Origin of the sequence: Dyadobacter arcticus, from assembly GCF_011762185.1 — a bacterium.
In the GTDB taxonomy this organism is placed as follows: domain Bacteria; phylum Bacteroidota; class Bacteroidia; order Cytophagales; family Spirosomataceae; genus Dyadobacter; species Dyadobacter arcticus.
The window spans coordinates 899,100-915,812 of the sequence record NZ_JAASQJ010000002.1 but is presented as its reverse complement, the minus strand read 5'-3'; the positions used below and the strand labels follow the sequence as shown (position 1 = coordinate 915,812).

The following is a 16,713-nucleotide window of genomic DNA, read 5'->3' as shown; positions in this document are numbered from 1 at the left end:
GCTGAGTGAGGCTTTTTAGATTTTTGCGTAGTGCAATTCCCTTTTAAAGTCAAAGAAACTTTCAAGGCTCAAATCTTCATCAATTTCTTCCCAATGGACACTATCACCTGTGGGGCCAATTTCAAAATTCTGGCGTTGCTTTAACGATGCATTTTTGAGACGGGCGAACCATTCCAGGGGATTTCCTATCGTATGGCCTGTATCAGTAACTATATAGATGTTAAGCTCATCAAACCAAACTTTTTGGATTTTCATATCACGCTTTCTTAAAGATTTACCTATGATTTCAGCTTCTATGAAACTCGTGCCATTTTGTGATTATCTGCTCTTTATTTTTTTCGATTAGCGCTTCTGCAAGAAGCAGATCTTTGGTTTTCATGCCATGACTCTCAATGAGGCGGATCGGGCTTACTTCAAATTTGGCAACTCCGTCTGAATTGCGAACATGGATATGAATCGGGAGATGCTCGAGACTGTAAAAAAAAAATCGCATTCCGAACATTCGAAATATTTCCGGCATAAGTGTGTGATGAAGTAACTCTCAAACTTGAACTATGCAAATATAACGAAACACTTTTTTTATAAATGAGTTATTGTTTTGATATAACAGCATATAACTTTGCCAGTTGCTCGGCGCACCTTTCGCCGTCCATGGCAGCGGACATAATGCCGCCTGCATAGCCTGCTCCCTCGCCGCAAGGAAACAATCCTTTTACTTCCGGATGCTCGCAACTATCTTGTTCCCTGGGAATTCTGACAGGAGAGGAGGTTCGGCTTTCAACGCCTATCAGCTGCGCATCCGGCGAAAGATATCCCCTCATTTTTTTTCCAAAATCGATAAGTGCTTCCCGCAGAGGAAATGCAATGTTTGGAGGAAGGACTTCATTGAGATCAACTGATTGCAGGCCGGGTTGATACGAAGTTTCTCTTAATTGAGATGAAATCTTGCCTTTCACAAAGTCAGTTGCCAATTGTGCAGGGGCCGTTTGCGTAAAACCTGCCAGCCTACATGCGGCCTGCTCTACTTCCTTTTGAAATTGCAACCCGGCCATCGGGCCAAATTCTTTGTAGGGTTCCAGATCAGCTTCCTCTACGGATACCACAAGTCCTGAATTGGCATAGGCCGAATCCCGGCGCGAAGGGGACATTCCATTCACCACCACTTCACCCAAGGCAGTGGCGGCTGGAACAATAAAGCCGCCCGGACACATGCAAAAGGAGAAAACGCCTCGCTGCACACCATTGTACTTTGTTTGAGTAACCAGGCTGTAAGATGCAGCGGGAAGATAAGGTCCCCGATCCGTTTCGCAATGGTATTGGATCTTGTCGATCGTGTTTTGAGGATGTTCAATGCGGACGCCCATCGCAAATGATTTGCTTTCGATCAGGATGTTTTTGGCATTTAATAAGTCATAAATATCGCGAGCGGAATGTCCTGTGGCAAGGATGACGCCAGTGCCCAAATGTTCCTGCGAGTCGTTGGTGATCACACCTTTAATCTTTCTATGATGAATAATCAGGTCGGTTACCTTGCTCTTGAAATGAATTTCGCCGCCAGCTTTCAGGATGCTTTCTCGCATTTCGGAGACGACAACTGGCAGCTTATTGGTACCAATGTGCGGATGGGTATCGATCAGGATTTGCTCACTTGCGCCATGATGAACAAGAATTTCCAGAATGCGGCGAATGTCGCCGCGCTTATTGGAGCGGGTGTAAAGTTTTCCGTCTGAGTAAGTCCCCGCCCCACCTTCGCCGAAACAGTAATTAGATTCGGGATTTACCAAATGTTCTTTGTTGATTGCAGCCAGGTCCCTGCGACGGGCCCGGACGTCTTTTCCTCTTTCCAAAATAACAGGTTTGACGCCCATTTCAATGAGCCTTAATGCAGCAAACATTCCGGCAGGGCCGCAGCCGACAATGATTGCCTGTGGACGATTGGAGATATTGAGATAGCTGATCTGCGAGCTGATCAATGAGGGTGGGAGCTCATTGATATACACTTCTGTCTGCACATTTACTTTTACCTGCCTGCTCCGGGCATCAATCGATTGACGTGTTTTCCGGATTATAGGATCGTCGCCTGTACGGAGACGCAGTTTTCGGATGATATGCTGGCGAAGCATTTCGTCGTCCAGCGCTATTTCTGGCGGGAGTGTTAATTGGAGCGTAGTATGCATTTTATCCTTTAATAAAACAAAGGTAAGCAGACTTGGGAATGGTACGAGGGTAGCATTGCGGGATTTTGATCTTTAATAGGAAGATTATTCAACCATATCTGACTTGAAAATGTCTTCAAACCGCCGCCAATTTCTCAATACCCTGGCAGTCTCCGCAGGAGCTGCCCTACTCGCAGAGCCTGCTTGGACACAGGGCAAAGCTGCCGCTATGCCCGTTTCCTGCAATCAATATTCATGGATAACCTTTTACGCAAGGGAGGGAAGGGAATGGGCTGCTGATCTGGACGTGTCTTTGTCAGAATTTGCCTCGACTGGTCTGGCAGCATATGAGCCTGCATTCACACAGGTCGAACAAGTAAACAGATTACTTCCTTACCTGAAGAAATATAAGCTTGTCATGCCTTCCGTTTATGTGAATAGTTCGTTACATCAGGCCGAGGAAGGGGCAAAGTCCATAGAATCCGTTTTGGCGATTGCCGATGCATTGAAACCTGCTGATACCAAAATCATTGTAACCAATCCAAATCCGATCAAGGGGGGGAGTGATCAGAATAAGTCGGATGCGGAGCTGACGGAGCAAGCAAGGAATATGGATAAGCTGGGCGCGGAGTTGAAAAAGAAAGGAATGACATTGGCCTATCACACCCACGACGTGGAATTGCGGGCCGCCGCACGTGAATTTCATCACATGTTGCTGGCGACCGATCCCAAGAATGTATCGCTGTGTCTCGATGTACATTGGGTTTACCGCGGCTCGGGAAATTCGCAAATTGCTTTATTCGATGTGGTCAAATTGTATGGCAAACGCATTGTTGAGCTGCATATTCGTCAATCAAAAGATGGTATTTGGCAGGAGAGTTTCGGGGAAGGGGATATTGACTACCCGAGGCTGGCCAAGTCGCTCAACGATCTCAATGTCAAGCCGCACCTGGTATTGGAACAATGCCTTGAGAAAACTTCACCTAAGACCATGAATGCGATTGAAGCGCATAAGATTGATCAGGTTTATTTGAAAAAGGTGTTTGGGGTTTAAACCTCCTTCTGCAATTCCTTACTCGTCTTCCGGGATCCATCTGGCGACCAGCCTGGCGCTTTGAGCAGATATTTGAATTTAGTTTTCATATCTACGGGCTGCCGGAAATCATTTCCGATTTCCTTCCACTCGTGAAAAACAGTATCAACCAAATTTTCATTTTCAATCTGTTTTGTCAGGCCATATCGTGGAGGTACCGCAGGGATTTCTTCCTGAAACGTGCCGAAAATCCGGTCCCAAACGATCAGGCACATGCCCATATTTTTATCAAGATACTGCACATTGCTCGCATGATGCACCCGATGGTGCGATGGGGTAACAAAAATATATTCCAGCCAACCTAACTTATCCACGTATTCGGTGTGCACAATGATGCCGTAAATCTGTGTGATGGAATACATGACTATGATATCAGCGGGGTCAAATCCGGCCCAGGCAAGCGGGATGAAATACACGAAACGGTAAAGCGGTTGGAAAACAGAAGACCTGAAACCCGTCGTTAGATTGAAGTGCTCGGATGAATGGTGCGTGACATGCACAGCCCAGAAAAGCCTGCAATGATGGTCGACGTAATGCAATGTGTAAAATGCCAGATCTTCCAGCAGAAACAAACAAATCCAATAGATGTAGGGATTTCCAATCGGGGAAATCAGTGCGAAGTTGTAAATCCAAATCAGTATACCAATGTAAAAAGCGCGAAAAAGGAGATCGACGCCACCGTTGATGAGCATTAGTAATGCGTTATTCAGGCTATCGCGGAACGAATATGAACGGCGAACCGAATGTTCGGAATGATGATTGTGGTAAGTAAGGAAAATTTCCAGGCCAATGAGTACAAGATAAAACGGCGTTGACAGCTTTAAAACAAGATCCTCAAAGTCATAAGTGCCAGGCATATCAATTTTTACAAATGGTATACAAAGATAGTTGAGTGTAGAAATGTTAGGCTTGATACGATAATTTTTAAGAATTTTTTAATCCTGAAATTTAGGGTTATTCTCATATTAGACATTCACCTCAATTAAAACCCCTATTAAGGAATAATTCTTCTTAACGCTTTCCTTAATTCTTCATTTTTATGCTTTTTCTGAAGAATGATAGGAGCTGCAATGCGCTCCCGACAATCGAACAAAGAGCAACGTTCGCAGGTCTGGTTCACATCCCTGGAATGCAAATGCGGATCATCCAGAAAAGCCAGCTTTTCCCGCGTTTGCTCGTCCAGATAAATTCCCATTGACACACTGACATTCAAATTAGGTGTTGGAGACATCGGCTGCGCAAAACTGATCACCAGATATTGATCCTTTGTATCGATGTAAGTGGATTTTTGGGCCTTGCAAAGGATTCGAGGCTTCCCTTTATTTATAATAATGTCGCCGAGATCGTTCAGGATAGTAAGTGCCACCCACCGCCTGCAATAATGCTCGTCCTTCACGGTATGCGGATAATGCTTTCTCGAAATATGCATTTCCTTCGTCATGTCGAACAAGTTCTGACCAACGAAATTATTGAAACGGGCAAAAAAGATCTGATTGATCCCAAAATAGCGCGGCAGCACATTGCTTAACCTATAGCAAAACGATTCGGGTGTTGTATTGAAATCGTGGATAAGCTGGATAAGCTTTTCGGGCTGCCAGGTTTTTTGCGCAAAAAAATCTGAAATCGCAGGCACCAACAAGCTCCTTTTGATAATAATCGCACTTGCGAAATAGGAGGCCTTGAAGTTATTAAGAAGCTGCTCAAACGACTCGGCTTCTACCAGTGCAGTAGTATGCAACCTGTTTTTCAAATTTAAAAATAGATAACCAATTTCCCGGCCGTAAATAAAAGCGCGTTGCACGGAGGATAAATGTGTGTTGATTAACAGCTTATTGCCAAGCAAATTGGTTATTGTTAACGAACGCACGGTGGAAAATTCAGGATGAACCCTTTCATTGATCGGTTCAATTGTATAATTGAACCTGCTTTTGAGAATTTCGGCTAGATATTTCTCGTCTAATTGCCTTTCCGCCTCCACGCCATTATCTTCCAGGAAACGCTCCGCTTCCAATTCGATATCCTCAAAATAATTATCGTGCATTTCCTGGTAAGTCCGGAGGGCAGAAAAGTAGAATTTCTCGATCGACATATTGTAATTTCTCGCAATCTCGATGAGGGTTCCTACGAATGCGCTGATCTTCATTGGAGCATCCGACAGGATTTCAAGCAAATTGGCAGGATCTATCCCGAAAAGCTCTAACGGAAGCTCCGTAAGTACATTGGAGCTGAGTAGTTGGGAAATAGGTTCGAGGCGCTTGCTCAATTTTAATGATACGAGCGTATCATAATCCGTGTCCATCGCCTGGGCTAAGGCCAGGATTTTATCTGATTTCGGGTATTTTTTTCCTTTCTCAATTTCATTAATGTAGGAGATCGACAATCCGGATTTTTGAGAAAGATCGCTGAGCGACATTCCTTTATCCAGCCGAAGCTGTTTTAATTTTAAGCCGAAAACCAATCTTACATTATCTGTATTTATTGCCACTGGAATAGGTGATGGGCTTGAATTTAAGCAAAAAACGGAATCCATCCACGATAGATCCCGCTTTTTACTCGTTTTCAGGTTTTATCAGAGGATAGCAAAACCCAATGTGGCCTGAAACAAATTACCTTTTTTACCAAATTGCGAAGCAGTAGTTGAATTGTTGAAATTCACATTCGCAATTTCCGTGAAATTCCCTTCATAACGAACGTCAAGCATCAACCGACCAAAGTCAAAGCCTATGCCTGCCTGATAACCGTACGCTAGTCTGTTTTTAAATTCAGTGTTCGAATTTGGCCCGGTAATCGCATTAAATGAATCGTTGATTTTGCCGTTGCTGGTCATTCTCAATGAAGCCATTGGACCCACATTGATCCGGAAAACACGAGCAATCCGGACGCCAAATAATACAGGAACATCTAAATTCGAAAAGCGTACATCCACTTTTCCGTCGGAATTTTGCACTCCATCTTCATATACATTAAACCTTCCACCTTTTTGAGATAATAAAACCTCCGGCTGAATGTAGAAAGTCTTACCAAAGCGAAAGAATACACCGCCCACAAACCCTACGGAACGGTTGTCGTTGTCTTTAAAATTAAATGCAGTTTCGGGCGAATTAAGTGATAAATCGTTAGTACCGTTGATGTTGGACAGGTTAGCACCTGCTTTGATGCCAAATCTGAAAGCCGGATCGTATTGAGCCGTTGCCGAGTAGCTCACAATCATCATCGCACACAGCGCAATCAAAATGTTTTTCATAGTAATCTTAGTTTTAAAAGTATTGATGAATGTTAAAATTATTTAAAAAGCTATGCCGCCAACTATATGCTCTGCGAATCCGTAATATGGGTATGCATTTCTACAAAGATGGATTTACCATAGGTATGCACAGGTTAATGTGAGACCGAATATGCTTGATAAGAGCAAAAAAGGCTATTTTTGCTGGAATAGGGTATTGTAAACCATCTAACGGTTAAGGGTAAGGCTTCCGGATCAGATCAAAGGCTTCGGAAAGTATTTCAAATAAATAAAAGTTATGAACGAGTACAGTCATCGGGAAATAGAGAAAAAGTGGCAGGATTACTGGGAAGAGCAAGGCACATTCCGTGTTTCTAACGAATCGGAACTTCCCAAATATTACGTTTTGGATATGTTTCCCTACCCATCAGGGGCAGGATTGCATGTGGGCCACCCGCTAGGTTACATCGCTTCGGATATTTATTCGAGATATAAAAGATTGAAAGGGTTTAATGTGCTGCATCCAATGGGCTTCGATAGTTTTGGTCTGCCAGCCGAACAATATGCGATCCAGACAGGACAGCACCCTGCGGTTACAACTGAGCAGAATATTACCCGCTATATCGAGCAATTAAAGAATCTGGGGTTAAGCTACGACTGGAAAAGGGAAGTTCGGACATCTGATCCGGGCTACTACAAGTGGACGCAATGGATCTTTATAGAGCTTTTCAAAAGCTGGTATAACAACGATGCTGATCAAGCAGAACCTATTGAAACTTTGACCGAGAAATTCAGTCAGCAGGGAAACAAGGGGATCAATGCACCTCATGATGAAGATACGCCTGTATTTTCCGCCGGAGATTGGAATTCTTGGTCGGAGGAAGAGCAATACAAAATCACATTGAAATACCGCCTTACTTATGTCGCAGATGCCACGGTCAACTGGTGTCCTGGATTGGGTTCGGTATTGTCCAATGATGAAGTAAAAGATGGTGTTTCCGAGCGTGGTGGATATCCCGTAATCCAGAAGTTAATGCGCCAATGGATGATGCGAATCACTGCATATTCGCAGCGTTTACTGGACGGACTTGATACCGTTGATTGGACAGAATCATTAAAAGAACAGCAACGCAACTGGATCGGAAGATCGGTGGGGGCGCTTGTAAGATTTAAAATTTGGGAGGAGGGGGAGAAAGGGGATGAAAGGGAGGAAGGAGGAAAGGAAAATAATACTCCATCCTCCCCTTCTTCCCATTCCTCCCTTTATTCCCCTTTCATCGAAGTCTTCACAACCCGCGTTGATACGATCTACGGGGTTACGTTTATGGTTCTGGCGCCGGAGCATGAGTTGGTGGATGTGATCACTACACCCGGGCAGCGTGCGGACATTGATGCGTACATTGCGATGACGCAGAAGAAGTCGGAGCGTGACCGGATGTCGGATGTGAAAACGGTTTCAGGGGCATTCACAGGCGCTTATGCCATCAATCCTTTTAATGGGGAGAAAGTACCTGTTTACATTGCAGATTATGTTTTGGCAGGATATGGAACAGGAGCAGTGATGGCGGTTCCATCGGGCGACCAGCGTGACTGGAATTTTGCCAAGCATTTTGATCTTCCTATCATTTCAATCCTGGATTCTCAAAAGGAGATTGAGACACAGGCCGATTCTACCAAAGAAGGAAAGTATATCAACTCAGGCATGATCAATGGATTGACTTTTCACGAAGCCAATAAAGTTTTGATTAGCTGGCTTGAAGAGAAAGGTATTGGAAAAGGCAAAGTTAACTACCGTTTGCGCGACGCTGTTTTTAGCCGCCAGCGCTATTGGGGCGAGCCGGTGCCTGTTTATTATCAAGACGACAGCGACGGTCAGCCGTTACCTTATTTGCTGGATTTGCATGAACTACCATTGAACTTGCCGGAAGTAGATAAATATTTACCTACTGAAAACGGTGAGCCGCCATTGGGCCGCGCGCAGGATTGGGCTCATGTGTCAGGAAATGGTTATGAGTTGAGCACGATGCCTGGTTGGGCAGGAAGCAGCTGGTACTGGTACCGATACATGGATCCACAGAACGGGCAGAAATTTGCTTCTGAAGATGCAATCGATTACTGGCGGTCGGTGGATTTGTACATTGGTGGTACCGAGCATGCGACTGGACACTTATTGTACAGCCGTTTTTGGAATAAATTCCTGAAAGACCGTGGTTATGTTCCTGAGGAAGAGCCTTTTAAAAAGCTGATCAACCAGGGAATGATCCAGGGAAGGAGCAACTTTATGTATCGGGTAAAAAGCGAAGATTTCAGCAAGCCCGTTTTTATAAGTGCCGGTTTAAGGTCTGCGTATGAAGTTTCGGCATTACATGTGGATGTTAACATCGTCGAAAATGATGTTTTGGATATTGAAAACTTCAAAGCTTCCCGGCTTGACATTGCGGGTGAGAACGCCACGTTCATTTTGGAAGACGGGAAATACATTTGCGGAGTTGAGGTCGAGAAAATGTCCAAGTCCAAATTCAATGTGGTCAACCCCGACGACATTGTAGAACGATATGGAGCCGATACTTTGCGTTTGTACGAAATGTTCCTGGGGCCATTGGATCAGGCGAAGCCCTGGAATACCAACGGGATTGACGGTACTTATAAATTTCTCCGGAAGCTGTGGCGTTTGTTTTACAGCGATATGGGCCAATGGCTTGTAAAAGACATTCCTGCCAAACCGGAAGAGTTGAAAATCCTGCACAAAACCATCAAAAAAATTGAAGAAGATATCGAAAACTTCTCTTTCAATACCGCCGTCAGTGCTTTTATGATATGCGTAAATGAGTTAAGCAGCATGAAATGTCATAGCAAAGCGGTTTTGCAGGAGCTGATTGTTCTGTTGTCTCCTTATGCACCGCATATTTCAGAGGAATTATGGGATACGCTGGGCAATGAAAAGGGAATGGTGTCTAAAACTGCTTTTCCAAAATGGGAGTTACAACATGTGACCGACGCAGTTTTTGAATATCCCGTGCAGATTAATGGTAAAGTGAGAATATCGCTGTCATTTCCAATGGATACCCCCGCTTCGGAAATTGAAAAAGAAGTTCTAGCCAATGAAACCGTTCAGAAATGGATGGAAGGCAAACCATTGAAAAAGATGGTCGTCGTGCCGAAGCGTATCGTGAATGTGGTTATTTAGAATATAGTTAGCTAAAAAGACGGAGGCCCAAGTCAGATCTGACTTGGGCCTCCGTCTTTTCAACGAATTGAGATTACTTCACGCTTATTGAGCGTTCTGCGATTTTGTCGGTAACATTAAAAGTTTTTACTTCTTTTCCGCTTTTCGAACTGATTTCGATTTGGTAAGTGCCGGAAGGCAGATCCGATACATTTACAGCTGTTCTGAATTTGCTGACACCTTTGCCGATCAATTCACGATACATTAATTGACCAGCGTCATTCGTGATAACCACTGCGGTGTTTTCGTTTCCGAACTTATCAACGTTGATATGGACTTTACCGCTTTTTGAAGCGAATATGCCAGTTGCAAATCCTGCTTTTCTCGCTTCTTTTTCGTCGGCGAAGGAATTGAAGGCGAAGACGGCTGAAAATGCGACTGCTAATGCGATGGTTTTGATCGAGGTTTTCATGATTTCTGAAAGGTTAAAATGTGGAATTGATTTTGGTTGATTGTTGCTCTCTTTGAACATGACAAATATGGGGTAATACTTAGTACTATGCATTACATAGTACATGAATGGTGGCTTTTTACAGTGAGTGGCGGAATATAAAGATGACTGATTCTACACCAATTATAGGGCTCAAAAAAACTTAAAAAAAACACGTAAAACTACGTATAGATTAAACTGGGGCATATAAATGCAAAAGACCCGGACGATTCGTCCGGGTCTTTTGTCTTCATGGCTAGGGGTAAGGTATTACTTCACGCTAATTTCGCGCTCTGCTTTTTTCTCCGAAACCTCGAAGGTCTTTACTTGTTTTTCGCCTTTACCTGCGATTTCAATTTGGTAAGTTCCGGCTGGCAGTTCGCTTACGTTCAATGTTTTTCTGAATTTGGTAACATCCTTCCCAACCACTTCGCGGTACATCAGTTTGCCGCTTTGGTCGGTTACAAGAACAACTGTGTTGTCGTTGGTGTACTTGTCAAGGCTGATGTGGATTTTACCGGATTTGGAAGCGAAAATACCTGTTCCGAAGTTGCTGGTTTTTTTCGCTTCCAAATCGTCTGCGAAAGAATTGAAACCAAAAACTGCTGAAAATGCTATTGCTAATGCGATTGTTTTAAATGAAGTTTTCATGGCTCTTTGAAGTTTATATGTTTATGTTTTTTTCTAATCCTTGTTCTGAATGAACATGACAAATATGGGGCAATGGCAGGTACTATGTATAACAAAGTACATGAATGGCAAGTATTCAAATTGAATGGTCATATGCCACGATTGCTGATCTTTTGTACTTTTGCAGCCTATGGCAAAAAGGAAGATTGGGGCCTCTAAGGCCAAAACAAGCTATATTAAACCGTTACCAGCGAAAGGCTGGGCGATTATTGCTGCTATCTTCCTGCTGGTGAGCGCTGTGCTTTGGTGGCGGAACAGTAAAGATGAAAACCAATGGGAATTCATCAGTAAGTTCGGGATCCGGCTTCCGCTGCGTTATCCCATCCATGGAATCGACGTTTCGCATCACAATGCAAAGATCAATTGGGACAAGCTTAAAAACACGCGATCGGATAAAGTCGGGATTGATTTTGTTTACATCAAGGCGACTGAGGGCGCAACACACCTCGACAGACAATTCAAGCGGAACTGGAGTGAGGCCAAAAGGGTAGGGATGAAGCGGGGCGCTTATCATTTTTACAATCCCCGGGTCATGTCCGATCGGCAGGTACAGAATTTCATTGGCCAGGTAAGGATGGAGCCGGGAGATTTGCCGCCGGTGCTCGACCTGGAATCACATGCCGGAAAGCCGGATGATATTATTATTAAAGGTATAAGGAACTGGCTTGAACTGATCGAAGCTCATTACGGTATAAAGCCCATCATTTACGTCAATGAGCATTACTACAAAAAATACATTGCGGGTAATTTTGACGAATATCCGCTCTGGCTTGCCGGGTATTCAAGGACGGATGTAAAGGATCTTGCAGCCGATGCGCACGTACTTTTCTGGCAACATAGCGAAAAAGGCTGGGCAGATGGGATCAGAGGTTTTGTGGATTACAATGTTTTCCTGCATGAAACGGGGGATTGGGCTGTTTTGGGGGAGTAACATTAAATAAGCGGTTCCTGCTGGCTTAGGCAGTGAAAGCTTCCCTGTCCCCAGATGATTTCGGTTGCCAGCAGCGGGATTACTTTACGGTTGGGGAATGCTGTTTCAAGAATGTTAATGGCGGTTTGATCATTTGGGTTATTGAAAACAGGAACAATAACGCCAGCATTGCAGATCAGGAAATTGGCATAAGAGCCGGGTGTACGGAAACCATCGATAATTACTGCTTTAGGCATGGGCAGCTCAATGATATTTAGCTGCTTGCCGTTTGTCAGCCGCATTTCTTTCAGCATTTTGAGGTTAGTATTTAGAATCTCAAAATTTTCATCACTCTGATTGCTTTCAACACAAGCTACTACGGTATCTTCATTAATAAAACGGGTCGTATCATCAATATGTCCGTCGGTATCGTCGCCTACAATTCCTCCTTCCACCCACAATATCTGTTCAATACCATAAAAATCGCAAAGGACTTGTTCAATCTGTTGCTGGTTCAAATGAGGATTGCGGTTGAGATTCAATAAGCACGACTTGCTGGTGAGCAGACTTCCGGCGCCATTGAATTCCACCGCGCCGCCTTCCATGATAATTCCTGGCTCAATGATTGGCAGATTTAGGTAAACGGCTACTGCTTTGGGCGTGCGATTGTCGTCGTCGTAAGGCGGATATTTGCCTCCCCAAGCATTATGGCCCCAGTCCACGATCATTTTTTGTCCGGTTTCTTTATTAATGACAAAAGAAGGCCCATGGTCCCTGCACCAGGCATCGTTCGTAGGTTTTATTAAAAATTCAATTTTTGATAGATCGACATTTATTTTATTGAGCTCTTTAATAATGTATTGTTTAAGATTTTTATCGTTCGCAATAAAACCGACATGCTCGCCAGCACTGATCTGTTTAATAAACTCAAAATATTGCGGGCGCATTTTCGCGAGCTTATCTCCCTGCCAGGATGCCTCGTTATGCGGGAATGTGAGCCACGTGGCGCGGTGCGGAAACCACTCGGCGGGAAATGTAAAGCCAAGGTCTTTGGGTGTCGCTAAGATATCGTGGTGGGGCATGGGAAATCAAGTTAGATTTTTGTAATCAAGGCGCAAAGGTCGGCAAGGTTTTCATGTGAGACAATTGCTGCGGTAATATACATTTGGGATAAAACCAAAAACCAAAGCCCCGTTTCGGAGACTTTGGTTGAAGCTGAGCAAATAATGTATGACTTAGTTATTGGCTACCATCACGTTATCGACAAGATAAGTGCCATCGACAGTAGCTAAATTGTAGGCTTTACTGATCCTGCGGGCATTCTCTTTCACCGCGCCCACTTTCCAGGACGAAACAATGCCTGTCAATGGTTCATAATGATAAAGGATATCTCTTTTAGAAAGTTTATTCATTCTTTTCTTGCCACGTTTGGTTTGTACCAAATGGTCGGGAGTTGCTTCCAGCAATAGTGCAGGAACAACAGTCTGACCTTTCAAAGCCCTTTTTTCATGCGCAGGCCTCAGGTACACAGCGGTTAATGTGGATTTAGGCTGATTATAGACGTCAATTTGTTTGACTTGCGTACTGGTACTCTTCCCGTCTTTGTAGGTCTTCACATGTTCTCCAATCTTAATGTCAGCCATGGATTTGGTGCTGCCATCCGCCATCGTTACGGGCGCATTTCCGGAGAAGTAGGTGTACCTTTTCTGTTTTTCAGAAACTTTAATGGTGACCTCCGACTGTACATTGTCAATTTCAGTCTGGGCAGAAACACTGAAAGAAAAGATTAAAAGAAAAGAGGTGGATACGAACTTATGCATAAATACTTTTTTGAATTACAAATCAAGCCTTCGACATTTTGACAAACACTTTGCTTAAGGCATTAGGCAATGCGCCAAGGGAAATTAAAATCAAACCGGCCGTCAGCAATGTGGAAGTATGCGCGAAAAATGTTCCCGACGAGAGGATTGCCAGAATCAGTATTGTTGAAAAAGGCAAAGAAAACGCAAGTAACAAAACGGCCAATTCCAGGTCAAATGTTCTTTTTTCTTTTGGTAACCCTTTGGCATCTTCTTTCAGGTTGAATGCTGAAATATGCGCCAGCGGCCAGAAACTTGCTGCACTCAATGGGATCACGATCGCCAGCAATACCATTGATGTATCAGAAATATTCAAAACATAGATCATTCCAGCGCTGATCAGCATTGTGATGCCGGCTCTGAAGAACAGTATACTTGCAACGATACGCTTTTTACCTTCCTTCAGTTGCACCGCGAGGCCAATAAAAAGCAATACCAACGGCGTCATCATTGCGCTGGTTTTGTCAAACAGATCGGTTACTACCGAAGGCAATGTTCCGTAATTGATACCCAGGCTCAGCAGAATAATGGCCATGAAAATTAGAATGTTAATGGGTTCCTGAAACATACTGGCAAAAAGGCTTTTCAACTTGCCGCCTACTTTGGTGTCTTTATCATCGCTGTTTTTCAAAAACATGTTCATAGCGAGGATATACAGGGAAATCAGTACAAAAAATTTGTTACCAACATCTGCTAATGCGGCAATCGCAAGGCTTTTTTCACCCAAAAATTCAGCAATGAATGGAAAGCATGACAGGCCTGGTGCGAGAGATGGGATCAGCATCATTAAGGTCCGGCCCGTGGGACTGTTTTTATCTACACCAAAAAGCGTAAAGGCAAGCGGAGCGGAAAAAAACATCAAAAAGTTGAAAACAAGCGTCACCAGCGGAATAATGATCATCGACGAATCGATGTCTATTTTCATCAGGGAGATGAAGATCGTAGAAGGCAGCGCAACGGATAGAATGATCTCCTTGATCCCGTTGGTCTGGTCCTTGCTTTTGAATTTGCCTTTGAGTATCAAACCCAAAGCAATTAATAATAAGAGTGTAATGGTTTTCTGCAATGCGTCACTCATAATCAGCAAAGATTTTGAAATGTCAGTGTTTTAAGAAGTAAAGAGGGTGTTGCTAACGGGAAGCAGTGTGTTGGGAGCAAAATTTTTGCCGCACCTTTTGTCACACTGAGCGGAGTCGAAGTGCAGGAAGCGCAATGCAGAACGCATAGTGGCTAGCCAGAAACGTCCTTCGACTTCGCTCAGGATGACAAAAAAATCCGATGTGCTACTAAGTAAATAGCGTCGAGCCTAGGCAGTTAGTGAACCCAGCGCCGATACGAAAGTTTTCATTTCATCCATTGTACCAAGACTTACGCGGCACCATGGTTTGTCTTGAATGTCAAAGGCGCGAACAGCAACACCCTTTGCAGCCAATTTGCCCAGCAACTCTTTCGAAGGCATTGTTACAGGGAATATCACGAAGTTGGTGAAAGATGGAATGTATTTGTATCCCATTTTATCCAGATTTTCGTACAGGTACAATTTGGCTTCGTGGTTCAATTTGCGGGTGGTGTCCTGGAAAGTTTTGTCATCCAAACTTGCAGAAGCCGCGAAGATGGAAGTGTAAGAAATTCCCATACCGCCACGTGTGATTTTATTGATGGTTTCCAGGTAGGAAGGAAGTGCAACCATATAACCAACACGGATACCAGCCATTCCCATAATCTTAGAGAAAGTACGGGCCACGATTACGTTTTTCTTCTGCGTAAGAAGGGATACCATGCTCTGAGTATCAGCACCTATTGCAAGTTCAATGTAGGCTTCGTCAACGAATACAGGTACTTTTTCTGAAACGCGTGAGCAGAAATCAAGCAGATCCTGTCCTTTGGTGATTGCACCAGTTGGGTTGTTTGGGTTACAAACATAAACCAGTTTGGTTTCGCTATCAACTGCTGCTTCCATTGCTTTCAAGTCGTGTGACCAGTCGGCAGTACATGGAACGGGTTTCCAGGTAGCGCCTACAGATTTAGCAACCTGTACCAGTGACATATAACAAGGGTCAGCTGAAACGATATTTCCTTTGCCTTTCATGAAAGTAACCAAAGCCACTTTTTCCAATAGGTCAGAAGAACCAGGGCCCATCATGATATGGTCAGCAGAAACGCCTTCTTTTTTGGCAATTTTGTCGATCAGATCATACATTTCTTTCCATGCATAACGGTTACCATTCTTTACTGAATCTGCAACAGCCTTTTGTGCGGACATAGGTGGTCCGTAAGGATTTTCGTTTGCGTTTAATTTTGCAAGGATTTTAGGGGCTTTAAAATCAGCAGGCAAAAAGTGCTCTCTTACCATTGGGCTACGGTAAATGCGGTTCTCAGGATCCAGTGATACTGGCGCGTTAGCGAAAGCTCCCATGCTTAAATGTGGGGCCAGGGTCATCCCTCCGATTGCCATTAAACCGGACTTAAGCAGGTTCCGACGGTCCATTTTTTGAGTCATTGTTCAATTGTTTTAGTAATATGTGACGATAAATTTGAATTGGTAATGGATAATTTTAGCGTAGGTACAATTTACAAATAAACAAGCCAACTATAGTACATATAGCAGGCTTGTTTTTCAATTACTTAGCTTGCACTTGTGAATATCTGGTGAACGCAATTCCTTTGTAACTGCCTGTCCATGAGATTTTAGTGATAGCTCCCGCTTTGGGCGTTGCCATTCCAAGTTCAGCCCAGGTTTTGTCGATGGTTACCAGTCCCTGGGCGTTGGAAGTAACCTCTCCAAGTGACGCACCGGTACGAAGCGTGATCTTGATGGCTACATTCGGAACCGGAATGGAATCAATGCCTTTGCTGTTCAGGATGTTTGTCTTGTCCAGTTCCAGTAGTCTTGCGGACAACGTCACCTTTGCATCTGTTGCGGCATAACCCACAGTAGGCTCGCTGGCGATCGGTGAACCAAAAGGCGCACCGACAATGTCAACCAGTACGGGAGCTACGTCCGCGTCCAGGAAAGGATCTTCCACTTCGCAGGAAGATATCCCTAATGTTACCGCCAGAAGCAGGCTGGCAATTGGAAATAATGTTTTGATATTTTTCATATTCAGGATTTCTTGAATGGTTGAA

General features: G+C 43.9%; 16 protein-coding genes. 3 read left to right on the top strand and 13 right to left on the bottom strand.

The window, feature by feature from the left end:
- Positions 1–15: 15 nt before the first annotated feature.
- From FHS68_RS11680 to FHS68_RS11670, 3 genes are all read right to left on the bottom strand, one after another.
- Positions 16–255, bottom strand: a complete 240-nt coding sequence (locus FHS68_RS11680) for a DUF2442 domain-containing protein (protein ID WP_167270158.1) — start codon at positions 253–255, stop codon at positions 16–18.
- Positions 256–286: 31 nt separating this feature from the next.
- Positions 287–493 carry a DUF4160 domain-containing protein gene (locus tag FHS68_RS11675; RefSeq protein WP_229211858.1) on the bottom strand — a complete coding sequence of 69 codons (207 nt, stop codon included), beginning with the start codon at positions 491–493 and terminating at the stop codon, positions 287–289.
- A 97-nt stretch (positions 494–590) separates the two neighbouring features.
- Positions 591–2,177, bottom strand: a complete 1,587-nt coding sequence (locus FHS68_RS11670; protein ID WP_167270154.1) for an NAD(P)/FAD-dependent oxidoreductase — start codon at positions 2,175–2,177, stop codon at positions 591–593.
- A gap of 109 nt (positions 2,178–2,286) precedes the next feature.
- On the opposite strand from FHS68_RS11670, the gene FHS68_RS11665 reads away from it, so the two are divergent.
- Entirely contained in the window at positions 2,287–3,210 is a 924-nt protein-coding gene (locus FHS68_RS11665) for a sugar phosphate isomerase/epimerase family protein (protein ID WP_167270152.1), read from the top strand.
- On the opposite strand, the gene FHS68_RS11660 is transcribed toward FHS68_RS11665, so the two are convergent.
- From FHS68_RS11660 to FHS68_RS11650, 3 genes are all read right to left on the bottom strand, one after another.
- Positions 3,207–4,106 carry a sterol desaturase family protein gene (locus FHS68_RS11660; RefSeq protein ID WP_167270150.1) on the bottom strand — a complete coding sequence of 300 codons (900 nt, stop codon included), beginning with the start codon at positions 4,104–4,106 and terminating at the stop codon, positions 3,207–3,209. The genes FHS68_RS11665 and FHS68_RS11660 overlap by 4 nt on opposite strands.
- Before the next feature lie 137 nt (positions 4,107–4,243).
- On the bottom strand, positions 4,244–5,734 hold the full coding sequence (locus FHS68_RS11655; protein WP_167270148.1) for a helix-turn-helix domain-containing protein: 1,491 nt from the start codon (positions 5,732–5,734) through the stop codon (positions 4,244–4,246).
- Positions 5,735–5,818: 84 nt separating this feature from the next.
- Positions 5,819–6,493: a porin family protein gene (locus FHS68_RS11650; RefSeq protein WP_167270146.1), complete on the bottom strand. Its 675-nt coding sequence runs from the start codon at positions 6,491–6,493 to the stop codon at positions 5,819–5,821.
- Positions 6,494–6,770: 277 nt separating this feature from the next.
- Between FHS68_RS11650 and leuS the strand changes: the two genes are divergently transcribed.
- Positions 6,771–9,659, top strand: coding sequence for a leucine--tRNA ligase (leuS, locus tag FHS68_RS11645; protein WP_167270144.1), 2,889 nt, complete (start codon positions 6,771–6,773; stop codon positions 9,657–9,659).
- 73 nt (positions 9,660–9,732) lie between these two features.
- Here leuS and FHS68_RS11640 read toward each other — a convergent pair whose 3' ends face one another.
- Together FHS68_RS11640 and FHS68_RS11635 are read right to left on the bottom strand one after the other, a co-directional pair.
- Positions 9,733–10,110, bottom strand: a complete 378-nt coding sequence (locus tag FHS68_RS11640; RefSeq protein WP_167270142.1) for a T9SS type A sorting domain-containing protein — start codon at positions 10,108–10,110, stop codon at positions 9,733–9,735.
- A 288-nt stretch (positions 10,111–10,398) separates the two neighbouring features.
- Complete coding sequence (locus FHS68_RS11635) at positions 10,399–10,779, bottom strand: T9SS type A sorting domain-containing protein (RefSeq protein WP_167270140.1); 381 nt, start codon at positions 10,777–10,779, stop codon at positions 10,399–10,401.
- Positions 10,780–10,948: 169 nt separating this feature from the next.
- Here FHS68_RS11635 and FHS68_RS11630 point away from each other — a divergent pair, with 169 nt between their 5' ends.
- The gene (locus FHS68_RS11630; protein WP_167270138.1) at positions 10,949–11,749 is read left to right on the top strand and encodes a glycoside hydrolase family 25 protein; all 801 of its coding nucleotides are present in this window, start codon (positions 10,949–10,951) and stop codon (positions 11,747–11,749) included.
- A 2-nt stretch (positions 11,750–11,751) separates the two neighbouring features.
- Here the strand turns inward: FHS68_RS11630 and FHS68_RS11625 are convergent, their stop codons facing one another.
- The 5 genes from FHS68_RS11625 to FHS68_RS11605 form a co-directional block, all read right to left on the bottom strand.
- Entirely contained in the window at positions 11,752–12,810 is a 1,059-nt protein-coding gene (locus FHS68_RS11625) for an agmatine deiminase family protein (protein WP_167270136.1), read from the bottom strand.
- A gap of 153 nt (positions 12,811–12,963) precedes the next feature.
- Positions 12,964–13,548 (bottom strand): Hint domain-containing protein, encoded by a 585-nt coding sequence (locus FHS68_RS11620; protein ID WP_167270135.1) that lies wholly within the window; start codon positions 13,546–13,548, stop codon positions 12,964–12,966.
- Between the two features lie 22 nt (positions 13,549–13,570).
- Positions 13,571–14,665 carry an AEC family transporter gene (locus FHS68_RS11615; RefSeq protein ID WP_167270133.1) on the bottom strand — a complete coding sequence of 365 codons (1,095 nt, stop codon included), beginning with the start codon at positions 14,663–14,665 and terminating at the stop codon, positions 13,571–13,573.
- A 228-nt stretch (positions 14,666–14,893) separates the two neighbouring features.
- Entirely contained in the window at positions 14,894–16,087 is a 1,194-nt protein-coding gene (locus tag FHS68_RS11610; protein ID WP_167270131.1) for a pyridoxal phosphate-dependent aminotransferase, read from the bottom strand.
- Between the two features lie 121 nt (positions 16,088–16,208).
- Entirely contained in the window at positions 16,209–16,688 is a 480-nt protein-coding gene (locus FHS68_RS11605; RefSeq protein WP_167270129.1) for a hypothetical protein, read from the bottom strand.
- Positions 16,689–16,713: the final 25 nt, after the last annotated feature.

Coding starts and splice junctions, on each gene's coding strand:
- FHS68_RS11680 (WP_167270158.1), bottom strand. CDS start 255: ATGAAAATCCAAAAAGTTTGGTTTGATGAGCTTAACATCTATATAGTT.
- FHS68_RS11675 (WP_229211858.1), bottom strand. CDS start 493: ATGCGATTTTTTTTTTACAGTCTCGAGCATCTCCCGATTCATATCCAT.
- FHS68_RS11670 (WP_167270154.1), bottom strand. CDS start 2,177: ATGCATACTACGCTCCAATTAACACTCCCGCCAGAAATAGCGCTGGAC.
- FHS68_RS11665 (WP_167270152.1), top strand. CDS start 2,287: ATGTCTTCAAACCGCCGCCAATTTCTCAATACCCTGGCAGTCTCCGCA.
- FHS68_RS11660 (WP_167270150.1), bottom strand. CDS start 4,106: ATGCCTGGCACTTATGACTTTGAGGATCTTGTTTTAAAGCTGTCAACG.
- FHS68_RS11650 (WP_167270146.1), bottom strand. CDS start 6,493: ATGAAAAACATTTTGATTGCGCTGTGTGCGATGATGATTGTGAGCTAC.
- leuS (WP_167270144.1), top strand. CDS start 6,771: ATGAACGAGTACAGTCATCGGGAAATAGAGAAAAAGTGGCAGGATTAC.
- FHS68_RS11640 (WP_167270142.1), bottom strand. CDS start 10,110: ATGAAAACCTCGATCAAAACCATCGCATTAGCAGTCGCATTTTCAGCC.
- FHS68_RS11635 (WP_167270140.1), bottom strand. CDS start 10,779: ATGAAAACTTCATTTAAAACAATCGCATTAGCAATAGCATTTTCAGCA.
- FHS68_RS11630 (WP_167270138.1), top strand. CDS start 10,949: ATGGCAAAAAGGAAGATTGGGGCCTCTAAGGCCAAAACAAGCTATATT.
- FHS68_RS11625 (WP_167270136.1), bottom strand. CDS start 12,810: ATGCCCCACCACGATATCTTAGCGACACCCAAAGACCTTGGCTTTACA.
- FHS68_RS11620 (WP_167270135.1), bottom strand. CDS start 13,548: ATGCATAAGTTCGTATCCACCTCTTTTCTTTTAATCTTTTCTTTCAGT.
- FHS68_RS11615 (WP_167270133.1), bottom strand. CDS start 14,665: ATGAGTGACGCATTGCAGAAAACCATTACACTCTTATTATTAATTGCT.
- FHS68_RS11610 (WP_167270131.1), bottom strand. CDS start 16,087: ATGACTCAAAAAATGGACCGTCGGAACCTGCTTAAGTCCGGTTTAATG.
- FHS68_RS11605 (WP_167270129.1), bottom strand. CDS start 16,688: ATGAAAAATATCAAAACATTATTTCCAATTGCCAGCCTGCTTCTGGCG.